The sequence below is a fragment of the Streptomyces sp. NPDC030143 genome (assembly GCF_055573695.1).
In genome coordinates this window covers 1-25,497 of sequence record NZ_JBVIAY010000030.1, presented here as the reverse complement: position 1 = coordinate 25,497, position 25,497 = coordinate 1, and the positions used below count along the sequence as shown (strand labels likewise).

At 72.7% G+C, this 25,497-nt stretch carries 21 protein-coding genes; 19 read left to right on the top strand and 2 right to left on the bottom strand.

Going from position 1 to position 25,497, the window contains the following annotated elements; translation table 11 throughout:
- Positions 1-13 precede the first annotated feature (13 nt).
- The 8 genes from ACZ4YY_RS33230 (at position 14) to ACZ4YY_RS33195 (ending at position 8,708) form a co-directional block, all read left to right on the top strand.
- A complete protein-coding gene (locus ACZ4YY_RS33230) occupies positions 14-1,120 on the top strand; it encodes a quinone-dependent dihydroorotate dehydrogenase (RefSeq protein ID WP_468298693.1) in 1,107 nt (368 codons plus the stop codon).
- Complete coding sequence (gene pyrF, locus ACZ4YY_RS33225) at positions 1,117-1,959, top strand: orotidine-5'-phosphate decarboxylase (protein ID WP_468298692.1); 843 nt, start codon at positions 1,117-1,119, stop codon at positions 1,957-1,959. Before ACZ4YY_RS33230 ends, pyrF begins: the two co-directional genes overlap by 4 nt.
- 279 nt (positions 1,960-2,238) lie before the next feature.
- On the top strand, positions 2,239-2,562 hold the full coding sequence (locus ACZ4YY_RS33220) for an integration host factor (protein WP_189936491.1): 324 nt from the start codon (positions 2,239-2,241) through the stop codon (positions 2,560-2,562).
- A gap of 60 nt (positions 2,563-2,622) precedes the next feature.
- Positions 2,623-3,180 (top strand): guanylate kinase, encoded by a 558-nt coding sequence (gmk, locus tag ACZ4YY_RS33215; RefSeq protein WP_391647024.1) that lies wholly within the window; start codon positions 2,623-2,625, stop codon positions 3,178-3,180.
- 53 nt (positions 3,181-3,233) lie between these two features.
- Positions 3,234-3,506: a DNA-directed RNA polymerase subunit omega gene (gene rpoZ, locus ACZ4YY_RS33210; RefSeq protein WP_003977348.1), complete on the top strand. Its 273-nt coding sequence runs from the start codon at positions 3,234-3,236 to the stop codon at positions 3,504-3,506.
- Between the two features lie 122 nt (positions 3,507-3,628).
- A complete protein-coding gene (gene coaBC / locus ACZ4YY_RS33205) occupies positions 3,629-4,831 on the top strand; it encodes a bifunctional phosphopantothenoylcysteine decarboxylase/phosphopantothenate--cysteine ligase CoaBC (protein WP_468298691.1) in 1,203 nt (400 codons plus the stop codon).
- Positions 4,832-5,070: 239 nt separating this feature from the next.
- On the top strand, positions 5,071-6,279 hold the full coding sequence (metK, locus tag ACZ4YY_RS33200) for a methionine adenosyltransferase (protein WP_468298690.1): 1,209 nt from the start codon (positions 5,071-5,073) through the stop codon (positions 6,277-6,279).
- 251 nt (positions 6,280-6,530) lie between these two features.
- Positions 6,531-8,708 carry a primosomal protein N' gene (locus ACZ4YY_RS33195; protein ID WP_468298689.1) on the top strand — a complete coding sequence of 726 codons (2,178 nt, stop codon included), beginning with the start codon at positions 6,531-6,533 and terminating at the stop codon, positions 8,706-8,708.
- 113 nt (positions 8,709-8,821) lie between these two features.
- Here the strand turns inward: ACZ4YY_RS33195 and ACZ4YY_RS33190 are convergent, their stop codons facing one another.
- Positions 8,822-9,361, bottom strand: coding sequence for a hypothetical protein (locus tag ACZ4YY_RS33190; protein ID WP_468298688.1), 540 nt, complete (start codon positions 9,359-9,361; stop codon positions 8,822-8,824).
- Positions 9,362-9,668: 307 nt separating this feature from the next.
- On the opposite strand from ACZ4YY_RS33190, the gene fmt reads away from it, so the two are divergent.
- Entirely contained in the window at positions 9,669-10,601 is a 933-nt protein-coding gene (fmt, locus tag ACZ4YY_RS33185) for a methionyl-tRNA formyltransferase (RefSeq protein ID WP_468298687.1), read from the top strand.
- Positions 10,602-10,695: 94 nt separating this feature from the next.
- Positions 10,696-12,105 (top strand): RsmB/NOP family class I SAM-dependent RNA methyltransferase, encoded by a 1,410-nt coding sequence (locus tag ACZ4YY_RS33180; RefSeq protein WP_468298686.1) that lies wholly within the window; start codon positions 10,696-10,698, stop codon positions 12,103-12,105.
- On the opposite strand, the gene ACZ4YY_RS33175 is transcribed toward ACZ4YY_RS33180, so the two are convergent.
- Positions 12,086-14,233, bottom strand: a complete 2,148-nt coding sequence (locus ACZ4YY_RS33175) for an MMPL family transporter (RefSeq protein WP_468298684.1) — start codon at positions 14,231-14,233, stop codon at positions 12,086-12,088. The genes ACZ4YY_RS33180 and ACZ4YY_RS33175 overlap by 20 nt on opposite strands.
- 128 nt (positions 14,234-14,361) lie before the next feature.
- Here ACZ4YY_RS33175 and rpe point away from each other — a divergent pair, with 128 nt between their 5' ends.
- From rpe to ACZ4YY_RS33130, 9 genes are all read left to right on the top strand, one after another.
- The gene (rpe, locus tag ACZ4YY_RS33170; protein ID WP_468298682.1) at positions 14,362-15,048 is read left to right on the top strand and encodes a ribulose-phosphate 3-epimerase; all 687 of its coding nucleotides are present in this window, start codon (positions 14,362-14,364) and stop codon (positions 15,046-15,048) included.
- Between the two features lie 78 nt (positions 15,049-15,126).
- A complete protein-coding gene (locus ACZ4YY_RS33165; protein WP_468298680.1) occupies positions 15,127-16,170 on the top strand; it encodes a sugar-binding transcriptional regulator in 1,044 nt (347 codons plus the stop codon).
- A 78-nt stretch (positions 16,171-16,248) separates the two neighbouring features.
- Positions 16,249-16,554 carry a barstar family protein gene (locus tag ACZ4YY_RS33160; protein WP_468298678.1) on the top strand — a complete coding sequence of 102 codons (306 nt, stop codon included), beginning with the start codon at positions 16,249-16,251 and terminating at the stop codon, positions 16,552-16,554.
- Positions 16,555-16,684: 130 nt separating this feature from the next.
- The gene (locus ACZ4YY_RS33155; RefSeq protein ID WP_468298730.1) at positions 16,685-18,124 is read left to right on the top strand and encodes a GuaB1 family IMP dehydrogenase-related protein; all 1,440 of its coding nucleotides are present in this window, start codon (positions 16,685-16,687) and stop codon (positions 18,122-18,124) included.
- A 518-nt stretch (positions 18,125-18,642) separates the two neighbouring features.
- Complete coding sequence (locus tag ACZ4YY_RS33150) at positions 18,643-20,121, top strand: amino acid permease (RefSeq protein WP_468298676.1); 1,479 nt, start codon at positions 18,643-18,645, stop codon at positions 20,119-20,121.
- Positions 20,122-20,131: 10 nt separating this feature from the next.
- Positions 20,132-20,584: an Lrp/AsnC family transcriptional regulator gene (locus tag ACZ4YY_RS33145; RefSeq protein ID WP_468298674.1), complete on the top strand. Its 453-nt coding sequence runs from the start codon at positions 20,132-20,134 to the stop codon at positions 20,582-20,584.
- Between the two features lie 465 nt (positions 20,585-21,049).
- Positions 21,050-22,258, top strand: coding sequence for an MFS transporter (locus ACZ4YY_RS33140; RefSeq protein WP_468298672.1), 1,209 nt, complete (start codon positions 21,050-21,052; stop codon positions 22,256-22,258).
- A 553-nt stretch (positions 22,259-22,811) separates the two neighbouring features.
- Positions 22,812-23,600: a carbon-nitrogen hydrolase family protein gene (locus tag ACZ4YY_RS33135; RefSeq protein ID WP_468298670.1), complete on the top strand. Its 789-nt coding sequence runs from the start codon at positions 22,812-22,814 to the stop codon at positions 23,598-23,600.
- A 52-nt stretch (positions 23,601-23,652) separates the two neighbouring features.
- A complete protein-coding gene (locus tag ACZ4YY_RS33130) occupies positions 23,653-25,365 on the top strand; it encodes a flavin monoamine oxidase family protein (protein WP_468298668.1) in 1,713 nt (570 codons plus the stop codon).
- Positions 25,366-25,497 lie beyond the last annotated feature (132 nt).

Here is a 25,497-nt window from a genome sequence, read left to right as displayed (position 1 = left end):
GAAGACCTGGGACATGTACGAAATCCTCTTCCGTCTGGTTTTCCGACGGATGGACCCCGAGAAGGCCCACCACCTCGCCTTCCGCTGGATCCGTCTCGCCGCCCGCATCCCGGTGCTGCGCACCTTCCTCGCGGCGGCCCTCGCCCCCCGCTTCAAGGAACTGCGCACCGAGGCCTTCGGGCTGCGGATGCACGGCCCCTTCGGGCTCGCCGCCGGCTTCGACAAGAACGCCGTCGCCGTCGACGGCATGGCGATGCTGGGCTTCGACCACGTCGAGATCGGCACGGTCACCGGCGAGGCACAGCCCGGCAACCCCGGCAAGCGGCTGTTCCGCCTGGTCGGGGACCGGGCGCTGATCAACCGCATGGGCTTCAACAACGAGGGCTCGCTGGCGGTCGCCGCGCGGCTGGCCTCCCGCGAGGCGGTGTTCAAGACCGTCGTGGGCGTGAACATCGGCAAGACCAAGGCCGTACCGGAGGAGTCGGCCGTCCTCGACTACGTGAAGTCGGCCGAGCGCCTCGCGCCGTACGCCGACTACCTCGTCGTGAACGTCTCCTCGCCGAACACCCCCGGCCTGCGCAACCTGCAGGCGACCGAGGCGCTGCGGCCGCTGCTGACCGCCGTGCGCGAGGCCGCCGACCGCACGGTGACCAACCGCCGGGTCCCGCTGCTGGTGAAGATCGCCCCCGACCTCGCCGACGAGGACGTGGACGCGGTGGCCGACCTGGCGGTGGAGCTCGGCCTGGACGGGATCATCGCCACCAACACGACGATCGCCCGTGACGGGCTCGGCCTGACCTCCTCGCCCTCGCTGGTGAAGGAGACCGGCGGGCTCTCCGGCGCGCCGCTTAAGGCACGCTCCCTGGAGGTGCTGCGGCGCCTCTACGCGCGCGTGGGCGACCGCATCACCCTCGTGGGCGTGGGCGGCGTCGAGGACGCCGAGGACGTCTGGCAGCGCATTCTGGCCGGTGCCACGCTGGTCCAGGGCTACAGCGCCTTCATCTACCGGGGGCCCTTCTGGGGCCGCGCCGTCCACAAGGGGCTCGTGGCACGCCTGCGCACCAGCCCGTACGCCACGCTGGCCGAGGCGGTCGGCGCCGACGTGAGGAGGACGGCATGACCCTGGAGCCCTTCGGAGCCCGTCTGCGCCGCGCCATGGACGAACGCGGCCCGCTGTGCGTCGGCATCGACCCGCACGCCTCCCTGCTCCTGGAGTGGGGGCTGAACGACGACGTGGCCGGTCTGGAGCGGTTCAGCCGCACGGTCGTCGAGGCGGTGGCCGAGCACGTGGCCGTGCTGAAGCCGCAGAGCGCCTTCTTCGAGCGCTTCGGCTCGCGCGGGGTGGCCGTCCTGGAGCGGTCCGTGCGGGAGGCGAGGGCGGCCGGTGCGCTGGTCGTGATGGACGCCAAGCGCGGCGACATCGGCTCGACCATGGCCGCGTACGCCGAGTCCTTCCTCCACAGGGACGCCCCGTTGTTCTCCGACGCGCTGACCGTCTCGCCGTACCTCGGTTACGGGTCGCTCTCGCCGGCCGTGGCGCTGGCGCGGGAGAGCGGCGCGGGGCTGTTCGTGCTGGCGCTGACCTCCAACCCGGAGGGCGGTGAGGTCCAGCACGCCGTGCGCGCGGACGGGCGCGACGTCGGCGCGACGATGCTGGCGCACCTGGCCGCCGAGAACACCGGCGAGGAGCCGCTCGGCTCCTTCGGCGCGGTCGTCGGCGCCACGCTGGGCGACCTGTCGACCTACGACCTCGACATCAACGGGCCGCTTCTCGCGCCCGGCGTCGGCGCTCAGGGGGCGACCCCGGCGGACCTGCCCCGGGTCTTCGGGTCGGCCGCGCGCAACGTCGTGCCGAACGTCAGCCGCGGAGTGTTGCGCCACGGTCCCGACGCGGTCGCTCTGCGTGACGCCGCGAACAGGTTCGGAGACGAGGTCAGGACCGCCGTAGCGGCGGTCTGAGGTGGCCCCGGCCGTCCGACCGGGGGCTTCGGCGGACGGCCCCGGGCCGACTTGAGCCTGGATACATCCTCAAATCCGGGGCATTATGTCTTAAATGCCCGTCCTGGCGGAGGCTGACCAGGACTTTTCCTCTGTTCTCGCTGACTCTGGCGGAGTTGGCCGCTAGTCTCCGACGGAGAGTGAACGGGCAAGCGTGTTGCTCGTGGCTCCTCAGGTGTGGGGCGACTAGGTTCCTCACCGGTCCGTATCCGACAGTTCGACATCCGAGGTGACGTAGGCGTGGCTCTTCCGCCCCTTACCCCCGAACAGCGCGCAGCCGCGCTCGAAAAGGCCGCCGCGGCTCGCCGGGAGCGGGCCGAGGTCAAGAATCGACTCAAGCACTCCGGCGCCTCCCTTCACGAGGTCATCAAGCAGGGTCAGGAAAACGACGTCATCGGCAAGATGAAGGTCTCCGCCCTGCTCGAGTCGCTGCCGGGCGTGGGCAAGGTCCGCGCCAAGCAGATCATGGAGCGACTCGGCATCTCCGAGAGCCGTCGTGTGCGCGGTCTCGGCTCCAACCAGATCGCCTCTCTGGAGCGTGAGTTCGGCGACACCGCCAAGTGAGTCCCAGGTGCTCCGGACGCTGAGTCCCGGGCACTGCGGGACAACTGGAATAATCGCTGCATGAGTGAACGTCCGCGGCTGACCGTGCTCTCCGGCCCCTCCGGGGTCGGCAAGAGCACGGTCGTCGCCCATATGCGCAAGGAACACCCCGAGGTCTGGCTCTCGGTGTCGGCGACGACCCGCAAGCCCCGCCCGGGCGAGCAGCACGGAGTCCACTACTTCTTCGTCACCGACGACGAGATGGACAAGCTGATCGCCAACGGCGAGCTGCTGGAGTGGGCCGAGTTCGCCGGCAACCGGTACGGCACTCCCCGAGCCGCCGTGCTGGAGCGACTGGAGGCGGGCGAGCCCGTGCTTCTGGAGATCGACCTGCAGGGCGCGCGCCAGGTCCGGGAGTCGATGCCCGAGGCCCAGCTGGTGTTCCTGGCCCCTCCCTCCTGGGAGGAGCTCGTGCGCAGACTCACCGGACGCGGCACAGAGCCGCCCGAGGTGATCGCCCGCCGGCTGGACGCGGCGAAGGTCGAACTCGCGGCCGAGCCGGAGTTCGACGAGACCCTGGTCAACACCTCCGTCGAGGATGTGGCGCGTGAGCTGCTAGCCTTGATGGATGTTGTGTGATCACGCGTGTTGTGATCACGACCGATCTTTTCCCATCCATCGGAAGGTAGAGCGTGTCCTCTTCCATCTCCGCGCCCGAGGGCATCATCAACCCGCCGATCGACGAGCTCCTCGAGGCCACCGACTCGAAGTACAGCCTCGTGATCTACGCGGCCAAGCGGGCCCGCCAGATCAACGCGTACTACTCGCAGCTCGGCGAGGGCCTCCTCGAGTACGTCGGTCCGCTCGTCGACACGCACGTCCACGAGAAGCCGCTCTCGATCGCGCTCCGCGAGATCAACGCGGGGCTGCTCACGTCCGAGGCCATCGAGGGCCCGGCTCAGTAGTATTTTCGGCTTGCAGTTGGTTTCTCCACAGGCCCGGCAGCGCGACTGCCGGGCCTGTGGTGTGTGATGGGAACGTACGCCGGGAGCCCTGGCGTACGCCTGCCGAGGTCCGGGGAGAGACGGTGGACAAGCCGAAGGTCGTTCTGGGGGTCAGTGGCGGCATCGCCGCCTACAAGGCCTGTGAGCTGCTGCGCAGACTGACGGAGTCCGGCCACGACGTGCGGGTGGTGCCCACCGCCTCCGCCCTGCACTTCGTCGGCGCCGCGACCTGGTCCGCCCTCTCCGGCAACCCGGTCTCCACACAGGTCTGGGACGACGTCCACGAGGTCCCGCACGTCCGCATCGGCCAGCACGCCGACCTGGTCGTCGTCGCCCCCGCCACCGCCGACATGCTCGCCAAGGCCGCCCACGGCCTCGCCGACGACCTCCTCACCAACACCCTGCTCACCGCCCGCTGCCCGGTCGTCTTCGCGCCCGCCATGCACACGGAGATGTGGGAGCACCCGGCCACCCAGGAGAACGTGGCGACGCTGCGGCGCCGCGGGGCCGTCGTCGTCGAACCGGCCGTCGGCCGTCTCACCGGCGTCGACACCGGCAAGGGACGGCTGCCCGACCCGGCCGAGATCTTCGAGGTCTGCCGCCGCGTCCTGGCCCGGGGCGTGCGCGAGCCCGACCTCACCGGCCGGCACGTCGTCGTCAGTGCCGGCGGCACCCGCGAGCCCCTCGACCCCGTCCGCTTCCTCGGCAACCGTTCCTCCGGCAAGCAGGGCTACGCCCTCGCCCGCACCGCCGCCGCCCGCGGCGCCCGCGTCACCCTGGTGGCGGCCAACACCGGCCTGCCCGACCCGGCCAGCGTCGACGTCGTCCAGGTCGGTACGGCCGTGCAGCTCCGCGAGGCGGTCCTGAAGGCCGCCGCCGACGCCGACGCGATCGTCATGGCGGCCGCCGTCGCCGACTTCCGCCCGGCGGCCTACGCGGCCGGCAAGATAAAGAAGAAGGACGGGCAGGAGCCGGAGCCCGTCGTCCTCGTGCGAAATCCGGACATTCTCGCGGAGATTTCCACCGAGCGCGCCCGCCCCGGCCAGGTCGTCGTCGGCTTCGCCGCCGAGACCGACGACGTGCTGGCCAACGGCCGCGCGAAACTGGAGCGCAAGGGCTGCGACCTGCTGGTGGTGAACGAGGTGGGGGAGCGCAAGACCTTCGGCTCGGAGGAGAACGAGGCCGTCGTCCTGGGCGCCGACGGCAGCGAGACCCCCGTACCGTACGGGCCCAAGGAAGCCCTGGCCGAAACCGTGTGGGACCTGGTGACGCGACGCCTGCGGTGAATGTTTGATGCGCTTCGCCGTCCCCTGAACATCGCCCGATCGGGGCGTGGCGCCCCTGGCCAACGGTGCTCGGCATTCGGCAGAATGCCTGTGCCGCAGGTCACAGCGCTCCCGAGAGGCGAGACAGGTGGGCCGGTGGTCGAGCGCGACCGATAAACTGTTCCCGGACGACTCCGGGCGCAGCCCCCGGCGCGTCCGCCAATGATCAGCCAGCAGCCGCTGCAACCCCAGGGAGCGTTGTGTCCCGTCGCCTGTTCACTTCGGAGTCCGTGACCGAGGGTCACCCCGACAAGATCGCTGACCAGATCAGCGACACCATTCTCGACGCGTTGCTCCGCGAGGACCCCACGTCCCGGGTCGCCGTCGAGACCCTGATCACGACCGGTCTGGTGCACGTGGCCGGTGAGGTCACGACCAAGGCTTACGCGCCGATCCCGCAGCTGGTCCGGGAGAAGATCCTCGAGATCGGCTACGACTCCTCCAAGAAGGGCTTCGACGGCGCCTCCTGCGGCGTGTCGGTGTCGATCGGCGCGCAGTCCCCGGACATCGCGCAGGGTGTGGACACGGCCTACGAGTCCCGGGTCGAGGGCGACGACGACGAGCTGGACCGGCAGGGCGCCGGCGACCAGGGCCTGATGTTCGGCTACGCCTCCGACGAGACGCCGACCCTCATGCCGCTGCCCATCTTCCTGGCGCACCGCCTGTCCAAGCGCCTGTCGGACGTCCGCAAGAACGGGACCATCCCCTACCTGCGCCCCGACGGCAAGACCCAGGTCACCATCGAGTACGACGGCGACAAGGCGGTCCGGCTGGACACGGTCGTCGTCTCCTCGCAGCACGCCAGCGACATCGACCTGGAGTCCCTGCTCGCCCCCGACATCCGCGAGTTCGTCGTGGAGCCGGAGCTGAAGGCGCTCCTGGACGAGGGCATCAAGCTCGACACCGAGAACTACCGCCTGCTGGTCAACCCGACCGGCCGCTTCGAGATCGGCGGCCCGATGGGCGACGCCGGCCTCACCGGCCGCAAGATCATCATCGACACGTACGGCGGCTTCGCCCGCCACGGCGGCGGTGCCTTCTCGGGCAAGGACCCGTCCAAGGTCGACCGCTCCGCCGCCTACGCGATGCGCTGGGTCGCCAAGAACGTGGTCGCCGCCGGCCTGGCCGCGCGCTGCGAGGTCCAGGTCGCGTACGCGATCGGCAAGGCCGAGCCGGTGGGTCTGTTCGTCGAGACCTTCGGCACCCACAAGGTCGAGCCCGAGAAGATCGAGAAGGCCATCGACGAGGTCTTCGACCTGCGTCCGGCCGCGATCATCCGCGACCTCGACCTGCTCCGCCCGATCTACGCCCAGACCGCCGCGTACGGCCACTTCGGCCGTGAGCTGCCCGACTTCACGTGGGAGCGCACGGACCGCGTGGACGCGCTGCGGCAGGCGGCGGGGCTGTAGGCCCCTCACACGACAGGTCCTCCACGGACGCCGGCCCCTCACGGACGTCGGTCCGCCACGGCCACGGTCCCCGGGGACCCGGCGAGGCCCGGTACCCCTTCGGGGGCGCCGGGCCTCGGTGCTGTCCGGGAGCCGGACCAGCCGGTGGGCGCGGGCGCTCCGCGCGCCGTCCTGCGCCGGACCGGACAGGACGGCGGTGGGGAACGTCGTCGGTGGGGTCGTTGTCAGTGCGGTTTGGTAAGAATGCAAGCGTGAGCAGCGAGAACGGGCAGGGGACCGGGGGCGCGGCCGGGGACGGGGCGCCGCCGGAGCAGCTCGCGCTCATCCGGGAGAGCGTGCGCCGGGCCAAGGTGCCCCGGGCGAAGCCGCGGACCTGGCGGGGGGCTGCGCTGGCCGAGGAGTTGCCGGTCGCGCGGGTGCTCGTCGACAAGGGCGTGCTGCACCTCGACCGGTACTTCGACTACGCGGTGCCGGCCGAGTTGGACGCCGACGCGCAGCCGGGGGTGCGGGTGCGCGTCCGGTTCGGTGCCGGGCGCGGGCGGGTGCGCGAGGGCCGTCGCGAGGGCGGCGGGCTCATCGACGGGTTTCTCGTCGCCCGGCTCGCCGAGTCGGACTACTCCGGGCCGCTCGCCGCCCTGGCGCAGGTGGTGTCCCCCGAGCCCGTGCTCGGCGAGGAACTGCTGGGGCTGGCCCGGGCCGTCGCCGACCGGTACGCGGGAAGCCTCGCGGACGTGCTGCAACTGGCCGTGCCGCCGCGCAACGCACGGGCCGAACAGCGGCCCTCGCCTGCGCCGCTGCCCCCGCCGGAGGCACCGGCGGCCGGCTCCTGGGCGCGGTACGAGCAGGGGGCCGCGTTCCTGGAGTCGCTGGCCTCGGGGGGCTCGCCGCGCGCCGTGTGGAACGCGCTGCCCGGCCCTCGGTGGAGTGACGAACTCGCCCGGGCCGTCGCCGCCGCGCTCGCCTCGGGGCGCGGTGCCGTCGTCGTCGTACCGGACGGACGGGCCGCCGCGCGGGTCGACGCGGCACTGACCGCCGTGCTGGGGGAGGGGCGGCACGCACTGCTCACCGCCGACGCCGGACCCGAGAAGCGGTACCGGGAGTGGCTGGCAGTGCGGCGGGGCTCGGTGCGGGCCGTGGTCGGGACACGGGCCGCGATGTTCGCACCGGTGCGCGACCTCGGACTGGTCGCGCTGTGGGACGACGGGGACGACAGCCACAGTGAGCAGCACGCGCCGCAGCCCCATGCCCGGGATGTACTGCTGTTGCGCGCCGCCCAGCACAAGTGCGGCTTCCTGATGGGCGGTTGGAGCTGCACCGTGGAGGGCGCGCAGCTCGTCGAGAGCGGATGGGCGCGGCCGCTGGTCGCGGCGCGGGAACAGGTGCGGCGCACGGCTCCGCTCGTGCGGACCGTGGGAGACCAGGACCTCGCGCGGGACGAGGCCGCCCGGGCCGCCCGGCTGCCCACGCTCGCCTGGCAGGCGGTCCGTGAGGGCCTGCGCCACGGACCCGTGCTCGTGCAGGTGCCCCGGCGGGGCTACGTGCCCCGGATGGCGTGCGCCCAGTGCCGGGCGCCGGCGCGGTGCCGGCACTGTTCCGGGCCGTTGGAGGCGCGGGACGGCGGGGCGCTGTCGTGCGGCTGGTGCGGGCGCGAGGAAGGCGCCTGGCACTGCCCCGAGTGCGGGTCGTTCCGGCTGCGGGCGCAGGTGGTCGGTGCGCGGCGGACCGCGGAGGAGCTGGGGCGGGCGTTCCCCGCCGTCCCCGTGCGCACCTCCGGGCGGGAGCATGTGCTGGACACCGTGCCGGGGGCGCCCGCGCTGGTGGTGAGCACACCGGGGGCCGAGCCCGTCGCCGAGGGCGGGTACGCGGCGGCGCTGCTCCTGGACGGCTGGGCGATGCTCGGCCGGCCCGACCTGCGGGCCGGGGAGGACGCGCTGCGGCGGTGGATGGCGGCCTCCTCGCTGGTCCGGCCGCAGGCCGACGGCGGCACGGTGGTCGTCGTCGCCGAACCGACCCTGCGCCCGGTGCAGGCGCTGGTGCGGTGGGACCCCGTCGGGCATGCCGTGCGGGAGCTCGCCGAGCGGGCGGAACTGGGCTTTCCGCCCGTGTCGCGGATGGCCGCGGTGACCGGACCCGTCGAGGCGGTGGCCGTGTTCCTGGCGGCCGTGGAGCTGCCCCGGGAGGCCGAGGTGCTGGGGCCCGTTCCCCTGCCGGTCACCCCCGCGGGGCGGCCTCGTAGGCCGGGGGCGCCGCCTCCGGGCGAGCAGTGGGAGCGGGCACTGGTCCGCGTGCCGCCGGGGAGGGGGGCCGCGCTGGCCTCCGCGCTCAAGTCCGCGCAGGCCGCCCGGATGGCGCGCGGAGGCGGGGGGCCGGGCGGGGGAGGGGCGGCGTCGGCGGTGTGGGTGCGGATCGATCCGCCGGACATCGGGTGAGGGGGCGGCCCGACGGGGTGCGGCGCCGGTGCTCGCCTCCTGCGGCTGCCCTCTCGGGGCGTGCCGGGAAGACGGGGCCGAGAGGGCACAGGAGTGGGGGGTGGCGCGGTGGGTCAGCCGTTGCGCGGGCCGGGGAAGGCCGTCGGCCGGGCCTCGTCGCGCAGGGAGGTGCTGCCGGCCGTCGGCTGGGTGGGCATCGAGCGGGCGGCGGGCACGGTCGGCACGGCCGGGAGGGTGCCCACGTTGACGGTCCGGGTGCCCGACGGTTCCTGCGCCCGCTCGGGCTCCGCGGCCGTCTGCGGAGCGGCGCGGCGGGCGCCGTAACGGCGGTGGACGGCCTGCTTGGTGACACCGAGGGCGGAACCCACCGCGTCCCACGAGAAACCGAGCGAGCGGTCGAAGTCCACCGCCGCGGTGACCAGGGTCTCGACGCTGTCCCGCAGTTCCTGGGCGAGGCGGACCGTGGGGGCGGGGGCGCGTCCGTAGACGACGAAGCCCGTGGACGGGCCGGAGTGGCGCGGGCGGTAGACGTTGCCCAACTGGGCGGTGAGGGTGCGCAGCGCGTCCACCTGCCGGCGGACCCGCTCGATGTCCCGCACCAGCAAGTGCAGGCTGGCCCGGGCCTGGGCGTCGTGGGTTGCGTGGTCGGCCATGAACAAGCCTCTCGAACCGGCGTTGAAGAGTGGGAAAGTCAACTCGTTCTTGACCAACGCGGGTTCTCTCCGGGGGTCACGGTGTGGGGGCGTATGGGCATATGCGTACGCCCCCGGCGGGTGGGTGCGCGCGGCTCGCCCTCCGGCCCTCGCCGTGTTCGTCCCGTCCCCGCGCACCGCCCGCTCCGGTCGGGCGGAGACGGACGTCCCGCCCCCCCCCGTGTGCGTGCCGTCGGCGGGGAGCACGCGAGGTCATAGACTTGTGCGTCGCTCGTCGTCCGTCCCGTCCGAGAGGCCGCACCCACCCATGAAGCTCGTCTTCGCCGGTACCCCCGAGGTCGCCGTTCCCGCTCTGGACGTCCTGATCGCCTCCGGGCGGCACGAGGTGGCCGCTGTCGTCACGCGGCCCGACGCGCCGGCGGGGCGGGGGCGCAGGCTCGTCGCGTCTCCCGTGGGCCAGCGGGCCGAGGAGGCGGGCATCGAGGTGCTGAAGCCGGCCCGGCCGCGCGACCCGGAGTTCCTCGAGCGGCTCGAGGAGATCGCCCCGGACTGCTGCCCCGTCGTCGCCTACGGGGCCCTGCTGCCCAGGGCCGCCCTCGACATCCCGGCCCACGGCTGGGTCAACCTGCACTTCTCGCTGCTGCCCGCCTGGCGGGGGGCGGCGCCCGTGCAGCACTCGATCATGGCGGGGGACGAGATCACGGGAGCCTCCACCTTCCTCATCGAGGAGGGGCTCGACTCCGGCCCGGTCTACGGGACGGTCACCGAGGAGATCCGGCCCACCGACACCAGCGGGGACCTGCTGACCCGGCTCGCCCTCGCGGGCGCCGGGCTGCTCTCGGCGACCATGGACGGGATCGAGGACGGCGCGCTGAAGGCCGTGCCGCAGCCGGCCGAGGGCATCACCCTCGCGCCGAAGATCACCGCCGAGCACGCGCACGTCGACTGGAGCGCTCCGGCGCTGCGCGTCGACCGCGTGGTGCGCGGCTGCACGCCCGCGCCCGGCGCCTGGACCACCTTCCGGGGCGAGCGGCTCAAGCTCATCCAGGTGCAGGCCGTGCCCGGGCGGGACGACCTCGCCCCGGGCACGCTCGCCGTCGGCAAGAACAGCGTCCACGTCGGCACCGGGTCCTACGCCGTCGAGCTGCTGTGGGTGCAGGCGCAGGGCAAGAAGCCGATGCGGGCGGCGGACTGGGCGCGCGGGGTGCGCATCGCGGACGGCGAGCGCGTCGGGGCCTAACGGTCCTGCACGGGGGCCCGCGCCCGCGACGTAGGCTGGGTGCGTCGTCCCCTTCACGGGATTCCCCCTTCCCGCAATCCGGAGCACCTTTTTCGTGAGCGACCAGCCCCGCAGCACCGGCAAGCCCTACCGTCGGCCCAAGAAGGACCCCGTCCGCATCCTCGCCTTCGAGGCGTTGCGGGCCGTGGACGAGCGGGACGCGTACGCGAACCTCGTGCTGCCGCCGCTGCTGCGCAAGGCCCGTGAGGGCGGGGACTTCGACGCACGGGACGCCGCGCTCGCCACCGAGCTGGTGTACGGGACGCTGCGGCGGCAGGGGACGTACGACGCCGTCATCGCCGCCTGTGTCGACCGGCCGCTGCGGGAGGTCGACCCGCCGGTGCTGGATGTGCTGAGCCTCGGTGCGCACCAACTGCTCGGGACGCGCATCCCGACGCACGCCGCCGTCTCCGCCTCCGTCGAGCTGGCGCGCGTGGTGCTCGGCGACGGACGCGCCAAGTTCGTCAACGCCGTGCTGCGCAAGGTCGCCCGGCACGATCTCGACGGCTGGCTGGAGCAGGTCGCGCCGCCCTACGACGACGATCCCGAGGACCATCTCGCCGTCGTCCACTCGCATCCGCGCTGGGTCGTCTCCGCCCTGTGGGACTCGCTCGGCGGCGGACGGGCCGGTATCGAGGACCTGCTGGAGGCCGACAACGAGCGGCCCGAGGTGACCCTGGTCGCCCGGCCCGGGCGGGCCACGACCGACGAGCTGCTGCGCGAGGAGGCCGCCGTCCCCGGGCGCTGGTCGCCGTACGCCGTGCGGCTCACCGAGGGCGGGGAGCCCGGGGCCGTCGACGCCGTGCGGGAGGGGCGCGCCGGCGTGCAGGACGAGGGGAGTCAGCTCGTCGCGCTCGCTCTCGCCAACGCACCGCTGGAGGGGCCGGACGAGAAGTGGCTCGACGGGTGCGCCGGGCCCGGCGGCAAGGCCGCGCTGCTCGCCGCCCTGGCCGCCGAGCGCGGGGCGTCCCTCCTCGCCTCCGAGAAGCAGCCGCACCGGGCGGGGCTGGTCGCCAGGGCCCTGGACGGCAACCCCGGGCCCTACCAGGTCATCGCCGCCGACGGCACCCGTCCGCCGTGGCGGCCCGGGGTCTTCGACCGCGTCCTGATGGACGTGCCCTGCACCGGGCTGGGCGCGTTGCGGCGGCGGCCCGAGGCGCGCTGGCGGCGCCGTCCGGAGGACCTGGAGGGGTTCGCGCCGTTGCAGCGCGGGCTGCTGCGGACCGCGCTGGAGTCCGTGCGGGTCGGGGGCGTCGTCGGATACGCCACCTGCTCGCCGCACCTCGCCGAGACCCGGGCCGTCGTCGCCGACGTGCTCAAGCAGCACCCGGAGACCGAGCTGGTCGACGCCAGGCCCCTGCTCCCGGGCGTCCCGGCTCTCGGCGAGGGACCCGACGTGCAGCTGTGGCCGCATCTGCACGGGACCGACGCGATGTATCTGGCGGTCATTCGACGGACCGGCTGACCTCCGGCCGCTCCTGCGCACGCGCCGTCGGCCCGCCGTCCCCGCGGGCCAGCCGGTGCGGCCACCACACCTTCGGGCCCACGTCCAGGAACAACGCCGTGACCAGCACCGACCGCACCACGAAGGTGTCCAGGAGGACACCGAGGGCGACCGCGAAGCCGATCTCGGCGAAGGCCACCATGGGCAGGGTGCCGAGGGCGGCGAACGTCCCGGCCAGGACCAGGCCCGCCGAGGTGATGACCGCGCCCGTGGCCGCCAGGCCCGTCACCACGCCCGGGCGGGTGCCCCGGCGGGCCGCCTCCTCGCGGATGCGGGTGGTCAGGAAGATGTTGTAGTCGATGCCCAGGGCCACCAGGAAGACGAAGACGAACAGCGGGAAGTCCGTCGACTCGCCCGCGTAGTCGAAGAGGTGGCGGAAGGCCAGGGCGCTGATCCCCAGGGCGGCCGTGAACGACAGGATCACCGTTCCGATCAGCAGCAGGGGCGCGATCAGCGCCCGCAGCAGCACGCACAGGATCATCAGGACGACGAGCAGGACCAGCGGAATGATCAGCACGTTGTCGTGCGTGGTCGCCCGGTCCATGTCCAGCAGGGCCGCTGTACCGCCGCCCACTTTGGCGTCGGCGTCCGGCACCGCGTGGACGGCGTCGCGGACCCGGTCCACGGTCTCCTTCGCGGCCTCGCTGTCCGCCGGGTCGCTCAGGGTCGCCTCGAACAGCACCTGTCCGTCGTGCACGGGTTTCGCACCCGGGGGCAGGCCGAGGGAGGTCGGCACGACGCCCTCGGCCGCGGCGACCGCCTCGCCCACCTGCCGGGCCTGCGCCTGACCGGAGACGATCACGAGGGGATCTCCGCTGCCCGCCGGGAAGTACCGCTCGGACACCTCCTGGCCGGTGATCGAGTCCGGTTTCCCGGTGAACGCGTCCGCGTTGCCGATGCCCTCGGCGCGCAACTGGATCAGGCCCAGCGAGCAGACCGCCAGCACCAGCGCGGTCACCGCCCAGGTCATGCGGGGCCGACCGGCGATGCGGTGGCCCATGCGCGCCCACAGCCCGCGTTCCGTCGGATCGGGCGTGCCGTGGTGCGGGATCACCGGCCAGAAGATCCAGCGCCCGAAGATCACCAGCAACGCGGGGAAGAGAGTCGTCATCGCCAGCAGGGCCACGGCGACGCCGATCGCGGCGACCGGGCCCAGGCCCCTGGTGGAGTTCATCTCCGCGGCCATCAGCACCAGCATGCTCAGCACGACGGTCGCTCCGGAGGCCAGCACCGCCGGGCCCGCCCGGTGCAGGGCCAGGGCCATCGCCTCGTGCCGGTCCTCGTGGCGGCGCAGCTCCTCGCGGTAACGGGCGACCAGGAGCAGCGCGTAGTCCGTGCCCGCGCCGAAGACCAGCACGGTGAGGATGCCGGCGCTCTGCCCGTTGACCGTCAGACCCGCGTGTTCCGCCAGGAAGTAGACCACCGCCTGCGAGGTGAACAGCGCGGCGATCACGGCCAGCAGCGGCACCACCAGCAGGGTCGGGCTGCGGTAGGTGATCAGCAGCATAACGACGACGACCGCCATCGCCGACAGCAGCAGGGTCGAGTCGATGCCCTCGAAGGCCTCGGCGAAGTCCGCGGAGGTGCCGCCGGGGCCGGTGATGTGCACGGCCAGGCCGGAACCGCCCTCGCCGACGACCTCACGCATCGAGTCGACCGCCGGCCCGATCCGCTCCCAGCCCTTCTCGTCCATCGTGATCGGCACGTAGATCTGCGCGGCCCGGGGGTCGGCCGGCCGGTCGTACACCGGGCCGCGGGTCTCCGCGCCCCGGATGCCGTGGTCGGTCAGCTGCCCCAGCCCGGCGGCGTCCTCGGCGATCTGCGCCCGGTCCCGGGCCGTCAGCCCGTCGTCGCGGGCGTAGACGACGACCGCCGGGATCTGCTCCGGCCGGAAGTCCTGCGAGATCTCCAGGACCTGCGTGGACTCCGCGGAGCCCGGCAGCCAGGAGGCAGCGTCGTTGTCCTGGGCGTCGGTGAGCTTCTGCGCGAACGGCGCCGTCAGGAACAGCAGCACGAGCCACAGCGCCAGCACGAGCCACTTCGCCCGCCGCCCGCACACCAGATGTCCGATGCCGCGACCACCCGTCATACCGACCTCCGCCTCACCGGGGCACGCGGGACCGCGCGATCGGCCGCAGCCGGCCCGCGGCCGACGTACCACCGTCGCCACCCGACACCGATGTCCGCAACCCCCGCGGGGCATGGCAGGCTTGGGTCATGGCCGCGCAGATCAACCCCAGCATCCTGTCCGCCGACTTCGCCCGCCTCGCGGACGAGGCCAAGGCGGTCGCGGGAGCCGACTGGCTCCACGTCGACGTCATGGACAACCATTTCGTCCCGAACCTCACGCTCGGTGTGCCGGTCGTAGAGTCCCTGGCCCGTGCGACGGACACCCCGCTGGACTGCCATCTGATGATCGAGACCCCCGATCGCTGGGCCCCGCAGTACGTCGAGGCGGGCGCCTCGTCCGTCACCTTCCACGTCGAGGCCGCCGCCGCACCCGTACGGCTCGCCCGGGAGATCCGGGCGAAGGGCGCCCGGGCCGCAATGGCGCTCAAGCCCGCGACGCCGATCGAGCCGTTCGAGGACCTGCTCCCCGAGCTCGACATGCTGCTGGTCATGACCGTCGAGCCGGGTTTCGGAGGCCAGGCCTTCCTCGACATCATGCTCCCGAAGATCCGCCGGACCCGCGAGTTGATCAGCAAGCACGGCCTTCAGCTGTGGCTCCAGGTCGACGGCGGCGTGTCGGCCTCCACGATCGAGCGGTGCGCCGACGCCGGCGCGGACGTCTTCGTCGCCGGTTCGGCGGTGTACGGGGCCGCGGACCCGGCCGAAGCGGTCCGCTCGCTGCGCGCTCAGGCGGAGGCGGCGACCGCCAAGGCGTCCTGGGCGTGCGACCACTGAGCCAAGACAACGTGAACGGCGCCCATCAGGGCTGATCGAGTACGCCGGATCTGCGAGGATGAACGGCGAGTCCAGAGTGTGAACAGCAGTGAGGAGATCGCCGTGTCGGGTATGTCGGCGGGCCGGTCAGCCATGCGGATGGGACCCGCTGAGCTGGTGCAGGCGGCGGCCATGGCCCGCCGCTTCTACCTCGAGGGCAAGTCCAAGATCCAGATCGCGGAGGAGTTCGGCGTCAGCCGCTTCAAGGTGGCCCGGGTCCTGGAGACCGCCCTCGAACGGGATCTGGTGCGCATCGAGATCCGCGTGCCGGCCGAGCTGGACGCGGAGCGCTCCGACGCGCTCCGTGCCCGCTACGGCCTCAGGCACGCCGTCGTGGTCGAGTCCCCGGCCGACGTCGAGGAGTCGCCCGACCCCGAGAACCTGGGTGAAGTGGCCGCCGACCTGCTCGCCGAGCTGCTCACCGAGGGGGACGTCCTGGGGCTGGCCTGGGGCCGCTCCACGATCCACATGGCGGCGGCGCTGGACCGGCTGCCGCCGTGCACGGTGGTGCAGCTGACGGGCGTGTACGACGCGGGGACCGCCGAGCGCGGCTCGGTGGAGGCCGTCCGCCGTGCCGCCCAGGTGTCCGGGGGCGACGCGCACCCCATCTACGCGCCGATGCTGCTGCCGGACGCGGCCACCGCGGCGGCGCTGCGCCACCAGACCGGGATCGCCCGGGCCTTCGAGTACTTCGACAAGGTCACGGTCGCCTGTGTCTCCATCGGCTCCTGGGAGCCGGGCATCTCGACGGTGCACGACATGCTCAGCGACGAGGAGCGCGGGCACTACGCCTCGCTCGGCGTCGCCGCCGAGATGTCGGCGCACCTCTTCGACGCCGACGGCCGCCGGGTCGGGCGCGACCTCGGCGAGCGGTGCATCACGGTCAAGGCCGACCAGCTCCGCCGTATCCCCGAGGTCGTCGCGATCGCGGGCGGGCAGCGCAAGGCGGCCGCGATCGACGCGGTGCTGCGGTCCGGGCTCGTCACCAGCCTGGTGACGGACACCTCGGCCGCGGACTACCTGATGACGGCGGGGCCGACGCCGAAGCCGGCGCTCAACCGGTCGGACCCGGACGGTAACTGACGAACGGTCAGAGCGGGGCGGCCCACCCGGCCGCCCCCCTCCGAGCACGAACCACGACTCGTACAGGCGGTGCCGAGAATGACGGACCAGGTACTCACGCTGGACCTCGACGGGGTCAAGGACAAGGCGAGTCTGATGGACCGCTGCGTCCGGGACCTGGAGCTGACCGACCGGTTCGGCCGCAACTGGGACGCGCTCGCCGACAGCCTCACCCACCTCCCGGCCCTGCCCGAGGTCGGCGGGCTGCTCGTCGTCGTACGGAACTGGCGGCCCTACGCGAAGGAGCGGCCGGAGGAGTGGGAGATCGCGCAGGAGGTCTTCTCCGCGGCCGTCGACCAGGCGCCGGCGCTCTCCATGGTGCTCGCTCTCGGAGGTTCCTCCTAGGGCCGGCGGGGACAGCCTGGAGGATGTGACCGGGCATCGCATTCCGGGCGGCATGGGACACTGAAGTACGTGCTCTTCCCCCGGCTGACCTGCCCGGGGGCCACCTCTGATCGACTGGGATGTGCAGCACGTGCGTTTCCTCAACGACATCCAGCCCGCCTACGACCTGACCTACGACGACGTCTTCATGGTGCCGAGCCGCAGCGCGGTCGGGTCGCGTCAGGGCGTGGACCTCACCTCCCCGGACGGCACGGGCACGACCATCCCGCTGGTCGTCGCCAACATGACCGCCGTCGCCGGCCGGCGCATGGCCGAGACCGTGGCCCGCCGCGGCGGACTCGTGGTGATCCCGCAGGACATCCCGATCGATGTCGTCACCGACGTCATCTCCTGGGTGAAGAGCCGCCACCTGGTGCTCGACACCCCGATCGTGCTCGCCCCGCACCAGACCGTCGCCGACGCGCTGGCCCTGCTGCCCAAGCGGGCGCACAACGCGGGCGTCGTCGTCGACGAGGACCACCGGCCCGTCGGTGTCGTCACCGACGAGGACCTGACCGGCGTCGACCGGTTCACGCAGCTCAGCGAGGTCATGTCCAAGGACCTGCTGCTGCTCGACGCGGACATCGACCCGCGTGAGGCCTTCAACACCCTGGACGCCGCGAACCGGCGCTACGCCCCCGCGGTCGGCGCGGACGGCAGGCTGGCCGGCATCCTCACCCGCCGGGGCGCCCTGCGCGCCACCCTGTACACGCCGGCCACCGACGCCCACGGCCGGCTGCGCATCGCCGCCGCGGTCGGCATCAACGGCGACTTCGCGGAGAAGGCCAAGCTGCTGCTGGACGCGGGCGTCGACACGCTCGTCATCGACACGGCGCACGGCCACCAGGAGTCGATGATCAACGCGATCCGGCTGGTCCGCGACCTCGACCCGCGGGTCCCGATCGTCGCGGGCAACATCGTCTCGGCCGAGGGCGTGAAGGACCTGATCGAGGCGGGTGCCGACATCATCAAGGTCGGCGTCGGCCCCGGCGCGATGTGCACCACCCGCATGATGACCGGCGTGGGCCGCCCGCAGTTCTCGGCGGTCCTGGAGTGCGCGGCCGAGGCGAAGAAGTACGGCAAGCACGTGTGGGCCGACGGCGGCGTCCGCCACCCGCGCGACGTCGCCATGGCGCTGGCGGCCGGCGCGTCCAACGTCATGATCGGCTCCTGGCTCGCCGGCACCTACGAGTCCCCGGGCGACCTCCAGCAGGACGCGAGCGGGCGCCTCTACAAGGAGTCGTTCGGCATGGCGTCCGCGCGGGCGGTGCGCAACCGCACGGCGGAGGAGTCGGCGTACGACCGCGCCCGCAAGGCGCTGTTCGAGGAGGGCATCTCCACCTCCCGGATGTTCCTCGACCCGGCCCGCCCGGGCGTCGAGGACCTGATCGACTCGATCATCGCGGGCCTCCGCTCCTCCTGCACCTACGCCGGCGCCGCCTCCCTGGAGGAGTTCGCCGAGAAGGCCATCGTCGGCGTCCAGAGCGCGGCCGGCTACGCCGAGGGCAAGCCGCTGCACGCCAGCTGGTAGCCGCACGGGAGAGCCAGGGCCGGCCCGTCGCCGCCACCGGCCGCCCTGAGGCGGACCGAAGGCTGCGGAGGCGGTGCGGTACCTGGGTCGCACGGGTGCGTCACGGCCGGCACGGTCACTCGGGTGCGTTGTGGCCGACTGGCCCCGCTCGGGTGCGTCGCGCAGGCCGGTCGCTCGGGTGTGACGCGCTGCTCGGTCGCTGCGGTGCGGTGGCCCGGTCGCTCGGGCGCGGTGCGGTCCGCCGGTCGCTCGGTGCGGTGCCGCCGGCCCGTCGCGTGGTTCCCGCGTCCCCGACGGAAGGCGTTCGGTCCGCCTGCAACGAAAGTGCACCCCGGCTCCATCAACGCAATGATCTTGCGTGTGCGCGCAAGGTTGCTGCATTACGACCGCGACGCCCTGGCTCGTAGGGTCATGCGCTGTACGTGGCGTGGCGGGGACCCCGCTCGGTGGGTCCCTGCTCGCGCGGGGGTGCCAGAGGTCCCCGCCGGCCGGACCGGCAGCGACGAAGGAGTCAGCGCGTGCTCGACCAAGGCGCACCCCCGCAACAGGGCGGTCCAACCGCCCCCGCCTCCCCGGGGCCGCTCGCCCGCCTCATGCGGCGCAAGCCCGTGGAACGCCTGGTCGCCGAAGGTGGCCAGGGCGAGGGAGGGTCCCTGCGGCGCTCTCTCGGACTGTGGCAGCTCACCATGATCAGCATCGGCGCGACGCTCGGCACGGGCATCTTCGTCGTCCTCGGCGAGGCCGTTCCCAAGGCCGGCCCCGCCGTCACGCTCTCCTTCGTGATCGCCGGACTCACGGCGCTCTTCTCTGCCCTGTCGTACGCGGAACTGGCCGGCACCATCCCCGTCGCCGGGTCCTCCTACTCGTACGCATACGCAACGATGGGTGAGCTGATCGCCTGGATCTGCGGCTGGTGCCTGGTCCTGGAGTACGGCGTGTCGGTGGCCGCCGTGGCCGTCGGCTGGGGCGAGTACCTCAACGAGCTGCTCGACGGGACGGTCGGCGTCACCATCCCGGCCGCGCTGTCCGCTCCGCCCGGCGACGGCGGCGTCTTCAACCTGCCCGCCCTGATCGTCGTCCTGCTGGCGATGGCGTTCCTGCTCGGCGGGGCCCGCGAGTCCGCCCGCGCCAACACGATCATGGTGGTCGTGAAGATCGCCGCGCTGGTGCTGTTCTGCGCCATCGGCGTCCAGGGCTTCCGCTCCGGCAACTACCAGAACTTCATGCCGCTCGGCATGGCCGGCGTCAGCGCCGCCGGGGCGACCCTGTTCTTCTCGTACATCGGGTTCGACGCCGCCTCCACCGCCGGTGAGGAGGCCCGGAACGCGCAGCGCGACCTGCCCCGCGCGATCATGCTGTCCCTGGTCGTCGTGACGGCGCTGTACGTCCTCGTCGCGGCCGTCGCCGTGGGCGCCAAGCCGTGGCAGAACTTCACCGACTCCGAGGCCGCGCTCGCCCAGATCATGCGGGAGGTCACCGGGCAGACGTTCTGGGGCACGCTGCTGGCCTTCTGCGCGGTCATCGCCATCGCCAGCGTCGTGCTCACCGTGCTCTACGGCCAGACCCGCATCCTCTTCGCGATGTCCCGGGACGGGCTCGTGCCCAAGGTGTTCGCCCGCGTCCACCCCGAGACCGGCGCGCCCCGCGCCAACACGCTGATCGTGTCCCTGTTCTGCGGTGTGCTGGCCGCCGCGATCCCGCTCGGTCAGCTCGCCGACGCCACCAGCATCGGCACGCTGTTCGCCTTCGCGCTGGTCAACGTGGCCGTCGTGGTGCTCCGCCGGACCCGTCCGGAGATGCCGCGGACGTTCCGTGTCCCGCTCTCGCCGGTGCTGCCCGCCCTCGGCCTCGGCTTCTGCCTCTGGATGATGGGCAGCCTGTCCGCCGTCACCTGGGTGGTCTTCGGTGTCTGGATGGCCGTCGGGCTCGTGTTCTACTTCCTCTACGGCCACCGCCGCTCCCGACTCGCACCGCCCGCAGCATCAGAAGTGAAGTGAACCGACCGCCGTGCTGAACGATCTCGACGAACGCATCGTGCACGCCCTCGCCGAGGACGCCCGCCGCTCCTACGCCGACATCGGGCAGATGGTCGGCCTGTCCGCGCCCGCCGTGAAACGGCGCGTGGACCGGCTGCGGGCCACCGGAGCCATCACCGGCTTCACCGTCCGCGTCGACCCGGCGGCCCTCGGCTGGGAGACCGAGGGGTTCGTCGAGATCTACTGCCGGCGCAACACCTCCCCGGAGACCATCCAGCGGGGCCTGGAGCGCTACCAGGAGGTCGTCGCCGCCTCCACCGTCACCGGGGAGGCGGACGCGGTCGCCCAGGTCTTCGCCGCCGACATGCGCCACTTCGAGCGGGTGCTGGAGCGGATCGCGGGGGAGCCGTTCGTCGAGCGGACCAAGTCGGTGCTCGTGCTGTCGCCACTGCTGCGGCGGTTCTCCTCCGGCTCGCCCGCGTAAGGGGTCCGTGCACCGTGCCCGCCTGGTCCGCGCGGCCTGGCACCGCACCCCGTCGCGTCGCCGGAAAGCCCTGGTGGCTCCGCTACGAGGACTCTCCGGCGCCTTGCGATGCACGGCACCGGACCACGCGGCCTGATCAGGCGCTCACAGTGCAAGGACCCCTGAGAGCTCCGAACAGCAGGGAAGCCCGGCTCGCGACGCCCGGCACGCACGCTCGCCGCGTTGCCGAGCCCCTGATAGCTCCGCTACGGGAGGCTTCCGGCGCCTGGCGATCGCACGCACCGGACGCCGCGAGCTGATCGGCCTCCCCTTTTGTGCGGTTCCCCGAAGCGCTGGTGAGCCGCCGCCGCGCGGGGCTACGCTCGGTGTCATGACCTGGCGACATTGATCCACCGGCCGTGCCTCCCGAGGGCCGCCTCGGACGCCGTACCCACGGTGTCCGAACTGTCCCTGCGGGAAGGCCTCATGACTCTCTCACCTGCGCGTGTCCCCGCCCTCGGTGTGCGGCGGATCACGGCCACGCTGTACGGCTACTCGTTCCTGGACGACCTCGTCCTGCTCTACCCGGTGTACGCGCTGCTGTTCAGCGACACCGGCCTGTCGGTCTGGCAGATCTCCTCGCTGTTCGTGCTCTGGTCGCTCACCGGTGTCCTCGTCGAGGTCCCGTCCGGCGCCTGGGCCGACGCGGTGTCCCGGCGGACCCTGCTGTGGCTGGGCCCGCTGCTCGGCTCCGCCGGCTTCGCGCTGTGGGTGCTGGTGCCCTCCTACCCGGCGTTCGCCCTCGGCTTCGTGCTGTGGGGGGTGCGGGGCGCCCTCGGCTCCGGCGCCCTGGAGGCGCTGGTGTACGAGGAACTCGACCGGCTCGGCGCCGGTGACTCCTACGCCCGCATCATGGGCCGGGCCCACGCGGCCGGGCTCCTCGGCGTCGTGACGGCGATGGCGCTGGCGGGACCGGTGCTCGACTTCGGCGGCTACCCGGCGGTGGGGCTGGCCAGCGTGCTGGCCGGTGTGCTGACCGCCGCGGTCGCCGCGGCCTTCCCGGAACACCGCGCCCCGGGCGGGGACCCCGACGGACCGGGCTGGACGGTGACGCTCCGCGCCGGCCTCGCCGAAGCCCGCCGTGACCGCTCGGTGCGCGGCGCCCTGCTGTTGGTGCCCGCCGTCACGGCCGTCTGGGGCGCGCTGGACGAGTACACCCCCCTGCTCGTGCGCGACACGGGCGTCGCCGACCCGACCGTCCCCTGGTGGCTGCTGCTGATCTGGGCCGGACCCACGGTCGGCAGCCTGCTGGCCGGGCGGGCTGAGCGGCTTCAGGGACGGGGACTCGCCGTGCTCCTGGGGGGTTCGGCCCTCGCGCTGGCCGCCGGCGCGGCGGCGGGCACCCCGCTCGCCCTCGCGGGCGTCGCGCTCGCCTTCGGCGGCTTCCAACTGGCGACCGTCCTCGCCGACGCCCGCCTCCAGCACCACATCGCGGACACGGCTCGGGCCACGCTCACCTCGGTCGCGGGACTGGGCACGGAGCTGGCGACCATCGCCGTGTACGCCGCGTACGGCGTCCTGGCGTCATCGACCCCGCACGGCCCGGTGTTCGCGCTGTTCGCGGTGCCCTACGCGGTCGTCGGGGCGGCCCTGGTGGGCGGCGGCCGGGTGCGCGCGGCACGTCGCGGTGGCTGACGGGAGGGCTCGGGCCCGCTGAACGGGCCCGGCCGCTCAGCGCGGACGAGGGCTTCGGCGCGCTGCGGCGGGCCGGGGCGGCACTCCGGCGCGGTGCCTCACGGGGCCGGGCGTGCTGTGCCTGATCGCCTGCTCGCTGGTCCTGGCGGCTCCCCGGCGTGGGTCACGGGGTGGTGCCTGCCGCGAGCCGACGGCCCTTCGCCGGCCGTCGCGGCTCCCTGGCGCGGTGCCTCTTCACCGGTCCTGGCGGCTCCACGGTGCGGCGCCTCACGGGGTCGGGTGTGCTGTGCCTGATCGCCTGATCGCCTGATCGCCTGATCGCCTGATCGCCGGTCCTGGCGGCTCCCCGGCGTGGGTCACGGGGTCGTGCCTGCCGCGAGCCGACCGCCTCCTCGCCGCCCGCTCGCCCCGCGCAACGAATCGCCGCGGACGGTGGCGCGCACGCAACGAACCGCTCACCAGCGCGCAACGGCTTCTCCTTGTTCGGCGCGGGCGGGCGACCGTACCGTCTACGTGACCCCCCGAACCCCCCTCCGCCCGATGAGGAACACGCATGCGTACCGCCCTGCTCCAGAGCTCCGGTCGCCCCGGATCGATCGCCGAGAACCTGAAGGTCCTCGAGGCGGCGGCGGGGCGGGCCGCCGAGGCGGGGGCCGGGCTGGTGGTCGTGCCGGAGCTGTTCCTCACCGGGTACGCGATCGGCGACGACATCGGCCGGCTCGCCGAGCCCGCCGACGGCGAGTCCGCGGACGCGGTCGCCGAGATCGCCGGGCGCCACGGGGTCGCCGTCGTGTACGGGTATCCCGAGCGGGACGGCGCCACCGTGTACAACTCCGCCCAGCTGATCTCCGCCGACGGCACCCGTCTGGCGAACCACCGCAAGACCCACCTCTTCGGCTGCTTCGAGCGGGACCACTTCACACCCGGCGACCAGCCCGTCGTCCAGGCCGAGCTGGGCGGTCTCACCGTCGGCCTGCTGATCTGCTACGACGTCGAGTTCCCGGAGAACGTCCGCGCCCACGCCCTGGCCGGCACCGACCTCCTGGTCGTCCCGACGGCGCAGATGCACCCCTTCCAGTTCGTCGCCGAGTCGATGATCCCGGTGCGCGCCTTCGAGAACCAGATGTACGTCGCGTACGTCAACCGGGTCGGCCGGGAGGGGGAGTTCGAGTTCGTCGGGCTCTCCACCCTCGCCGGCCCCGACGGAGTCGCCCGCGCCCGGGCCGGCCGCGCCGAGGAGCTGGTGTTCGCCGACGCCGACCCCGTCACCCTCGCCGCCTCCCGCGAGGCGAACCCGTACCTGAAGGACCGCCGCCCCGGTCTGTACGGGTCCCTCGTCTGACCTCCCCCCCCCGCCCCACGCCCCGAGTTTTCGCGCAAGGAGTCCGTACCCCATGACGTCCACGGTGCCCAACGCCGTCGAGCACGCCGACGAGCAGCAGCCGCCGATCACCATGTTCGGCCCGGACTTCCCCTACGCGTACGACGACTTCCTCGCCCACCCGGCGGGGCTCGGTCAGATACCCGCGACCGAGCACGGCACCGAGGTCGCCGTCATCGGCGGCGGGCTCTCCGGGATCGTGGCCGCCTACGAGCTGATGAAGATGGGCCTCAAGCCGGTCGTCTACGAGGCCGACCGGATCGGCGGGCGCCTGCGGACCGTCGGCTTCGACGGCTGCGACCCCGACCTCACGGCCGAGATGGGCGCCATGCGGTTCCCGCCGTCCTCCACGGCCCTCCAGCACTACATCGACCTGGTGGGTCTGCGGACGCGTCCGTTCCCCAACCCCCTCGCGGAGGCGACCCCGTCGACCGTCGTCGACCTCAAGGGGGAGAGCCACTACGCGGAGACGATCGACGACCTGCCGCAGGTCTACCGCGACGTCGCCCAGGCCTGGAACCGCTGTCTGGAGGAGGGCGCCGACTTCTCCGACATGAACCGGGCGATGCGCGAGCGCGACGTGCCGCGCATCCGGGAGATCTGGGCGCGGCTCGTCGAGAAGCTCGACAACCAGACCTTCTACGGCTTCCTCTGCGACTCCGAGGCCTTCAAGTCCTTCCGGCACCGCGAGATCTTCGGCCAGGTCGGCTTCGGCACCGGCGGCTGGGACACCGACTTCCCCAACTCCATCCTGGAGATCCTGCGCGTCGTCTACACCGAGGCCGACGACCACCACCGCGGTATCGTCGGCGGCTCCCAGCAACTGCCGCTGCGCCTGTGGGAGCGCGAGCCCGAGAAGATCGTGCACTGGCCGTACGGCACCTCGCTGGCGAGCCTGCACGAAGGCGGCGAGCCCCGCCCGGCCGTGACCCGGCTGCACCGCACCGCCGGCAACCGCATCACGGTGACCGACGCGCACGGCGACATCCGCACCTACCGGGCGGCGATCTTCACCGCCCAGTCCTGGATGCTGCTGTCGAAGATCGCCTGCGACGACTCGCTCTTCCCGATCGACCACTGGACCGCGATCGAGCGCACCCACTACATGGAGAGCTCCAAGCTGTTCGTGCCGGTCGACCGGCCGTTCTGGCTGGACAAGGCCGTCGACGACAAGGGGAACCCGACGGGCCGGGACGTCATGTCGATGACGCTCACCGACCGCATGACCCGCGGGACCTACCTCCTCGACGACGGCCCGGACAGGCCCGCCGTCATCTGCCTCTCCTACACCTGGTGCGACGACAGCCTGAAGTGGCTGCCGCTGTCCGCGAACGAGCGGATGGAGGTCATGCTGAAGTCGCTCGGCGAGATCTACCCCGACGTCGACATCCGGAAGCACATCATCGGCAACCCGGTGACCGTCTCCTGGGAGAACGAGCCCTATTTCATGGGCGCGTTCAAGGCCAACCTGCCCGGCCACTACCGTTACCAGCGGCGGCTGTTCACGCACTTCATGCAGGACCGCCTGCCCGAGGACAAGCGGGGCATCTTCCTCGCCGGTGACGACATCTCCTGGACGGCCGGCTGGGCCGAGGGCGCAGTGCAGACCGCGCTGAACGCGGTCTGGGGCGTCATGCGCCACTTCGGCGGTTCGACGGACGCGTCCAACCCGGGCCCGGGCGACCTGTACGACGAGATCGCCCCGGTGGAGCTGCCGGAGGACTGAGGACCCCTAAGAGCTCCTAACAGAAGTTGTTGATCATGTGACTGTCCGCGTGGTTGCTCGTTGGTCTTGCCGTGGGGAAGAGGGAGTCGCGGCCGTGGATCGTCTCGGACGAACTCTGGTCGCTCATCGAGC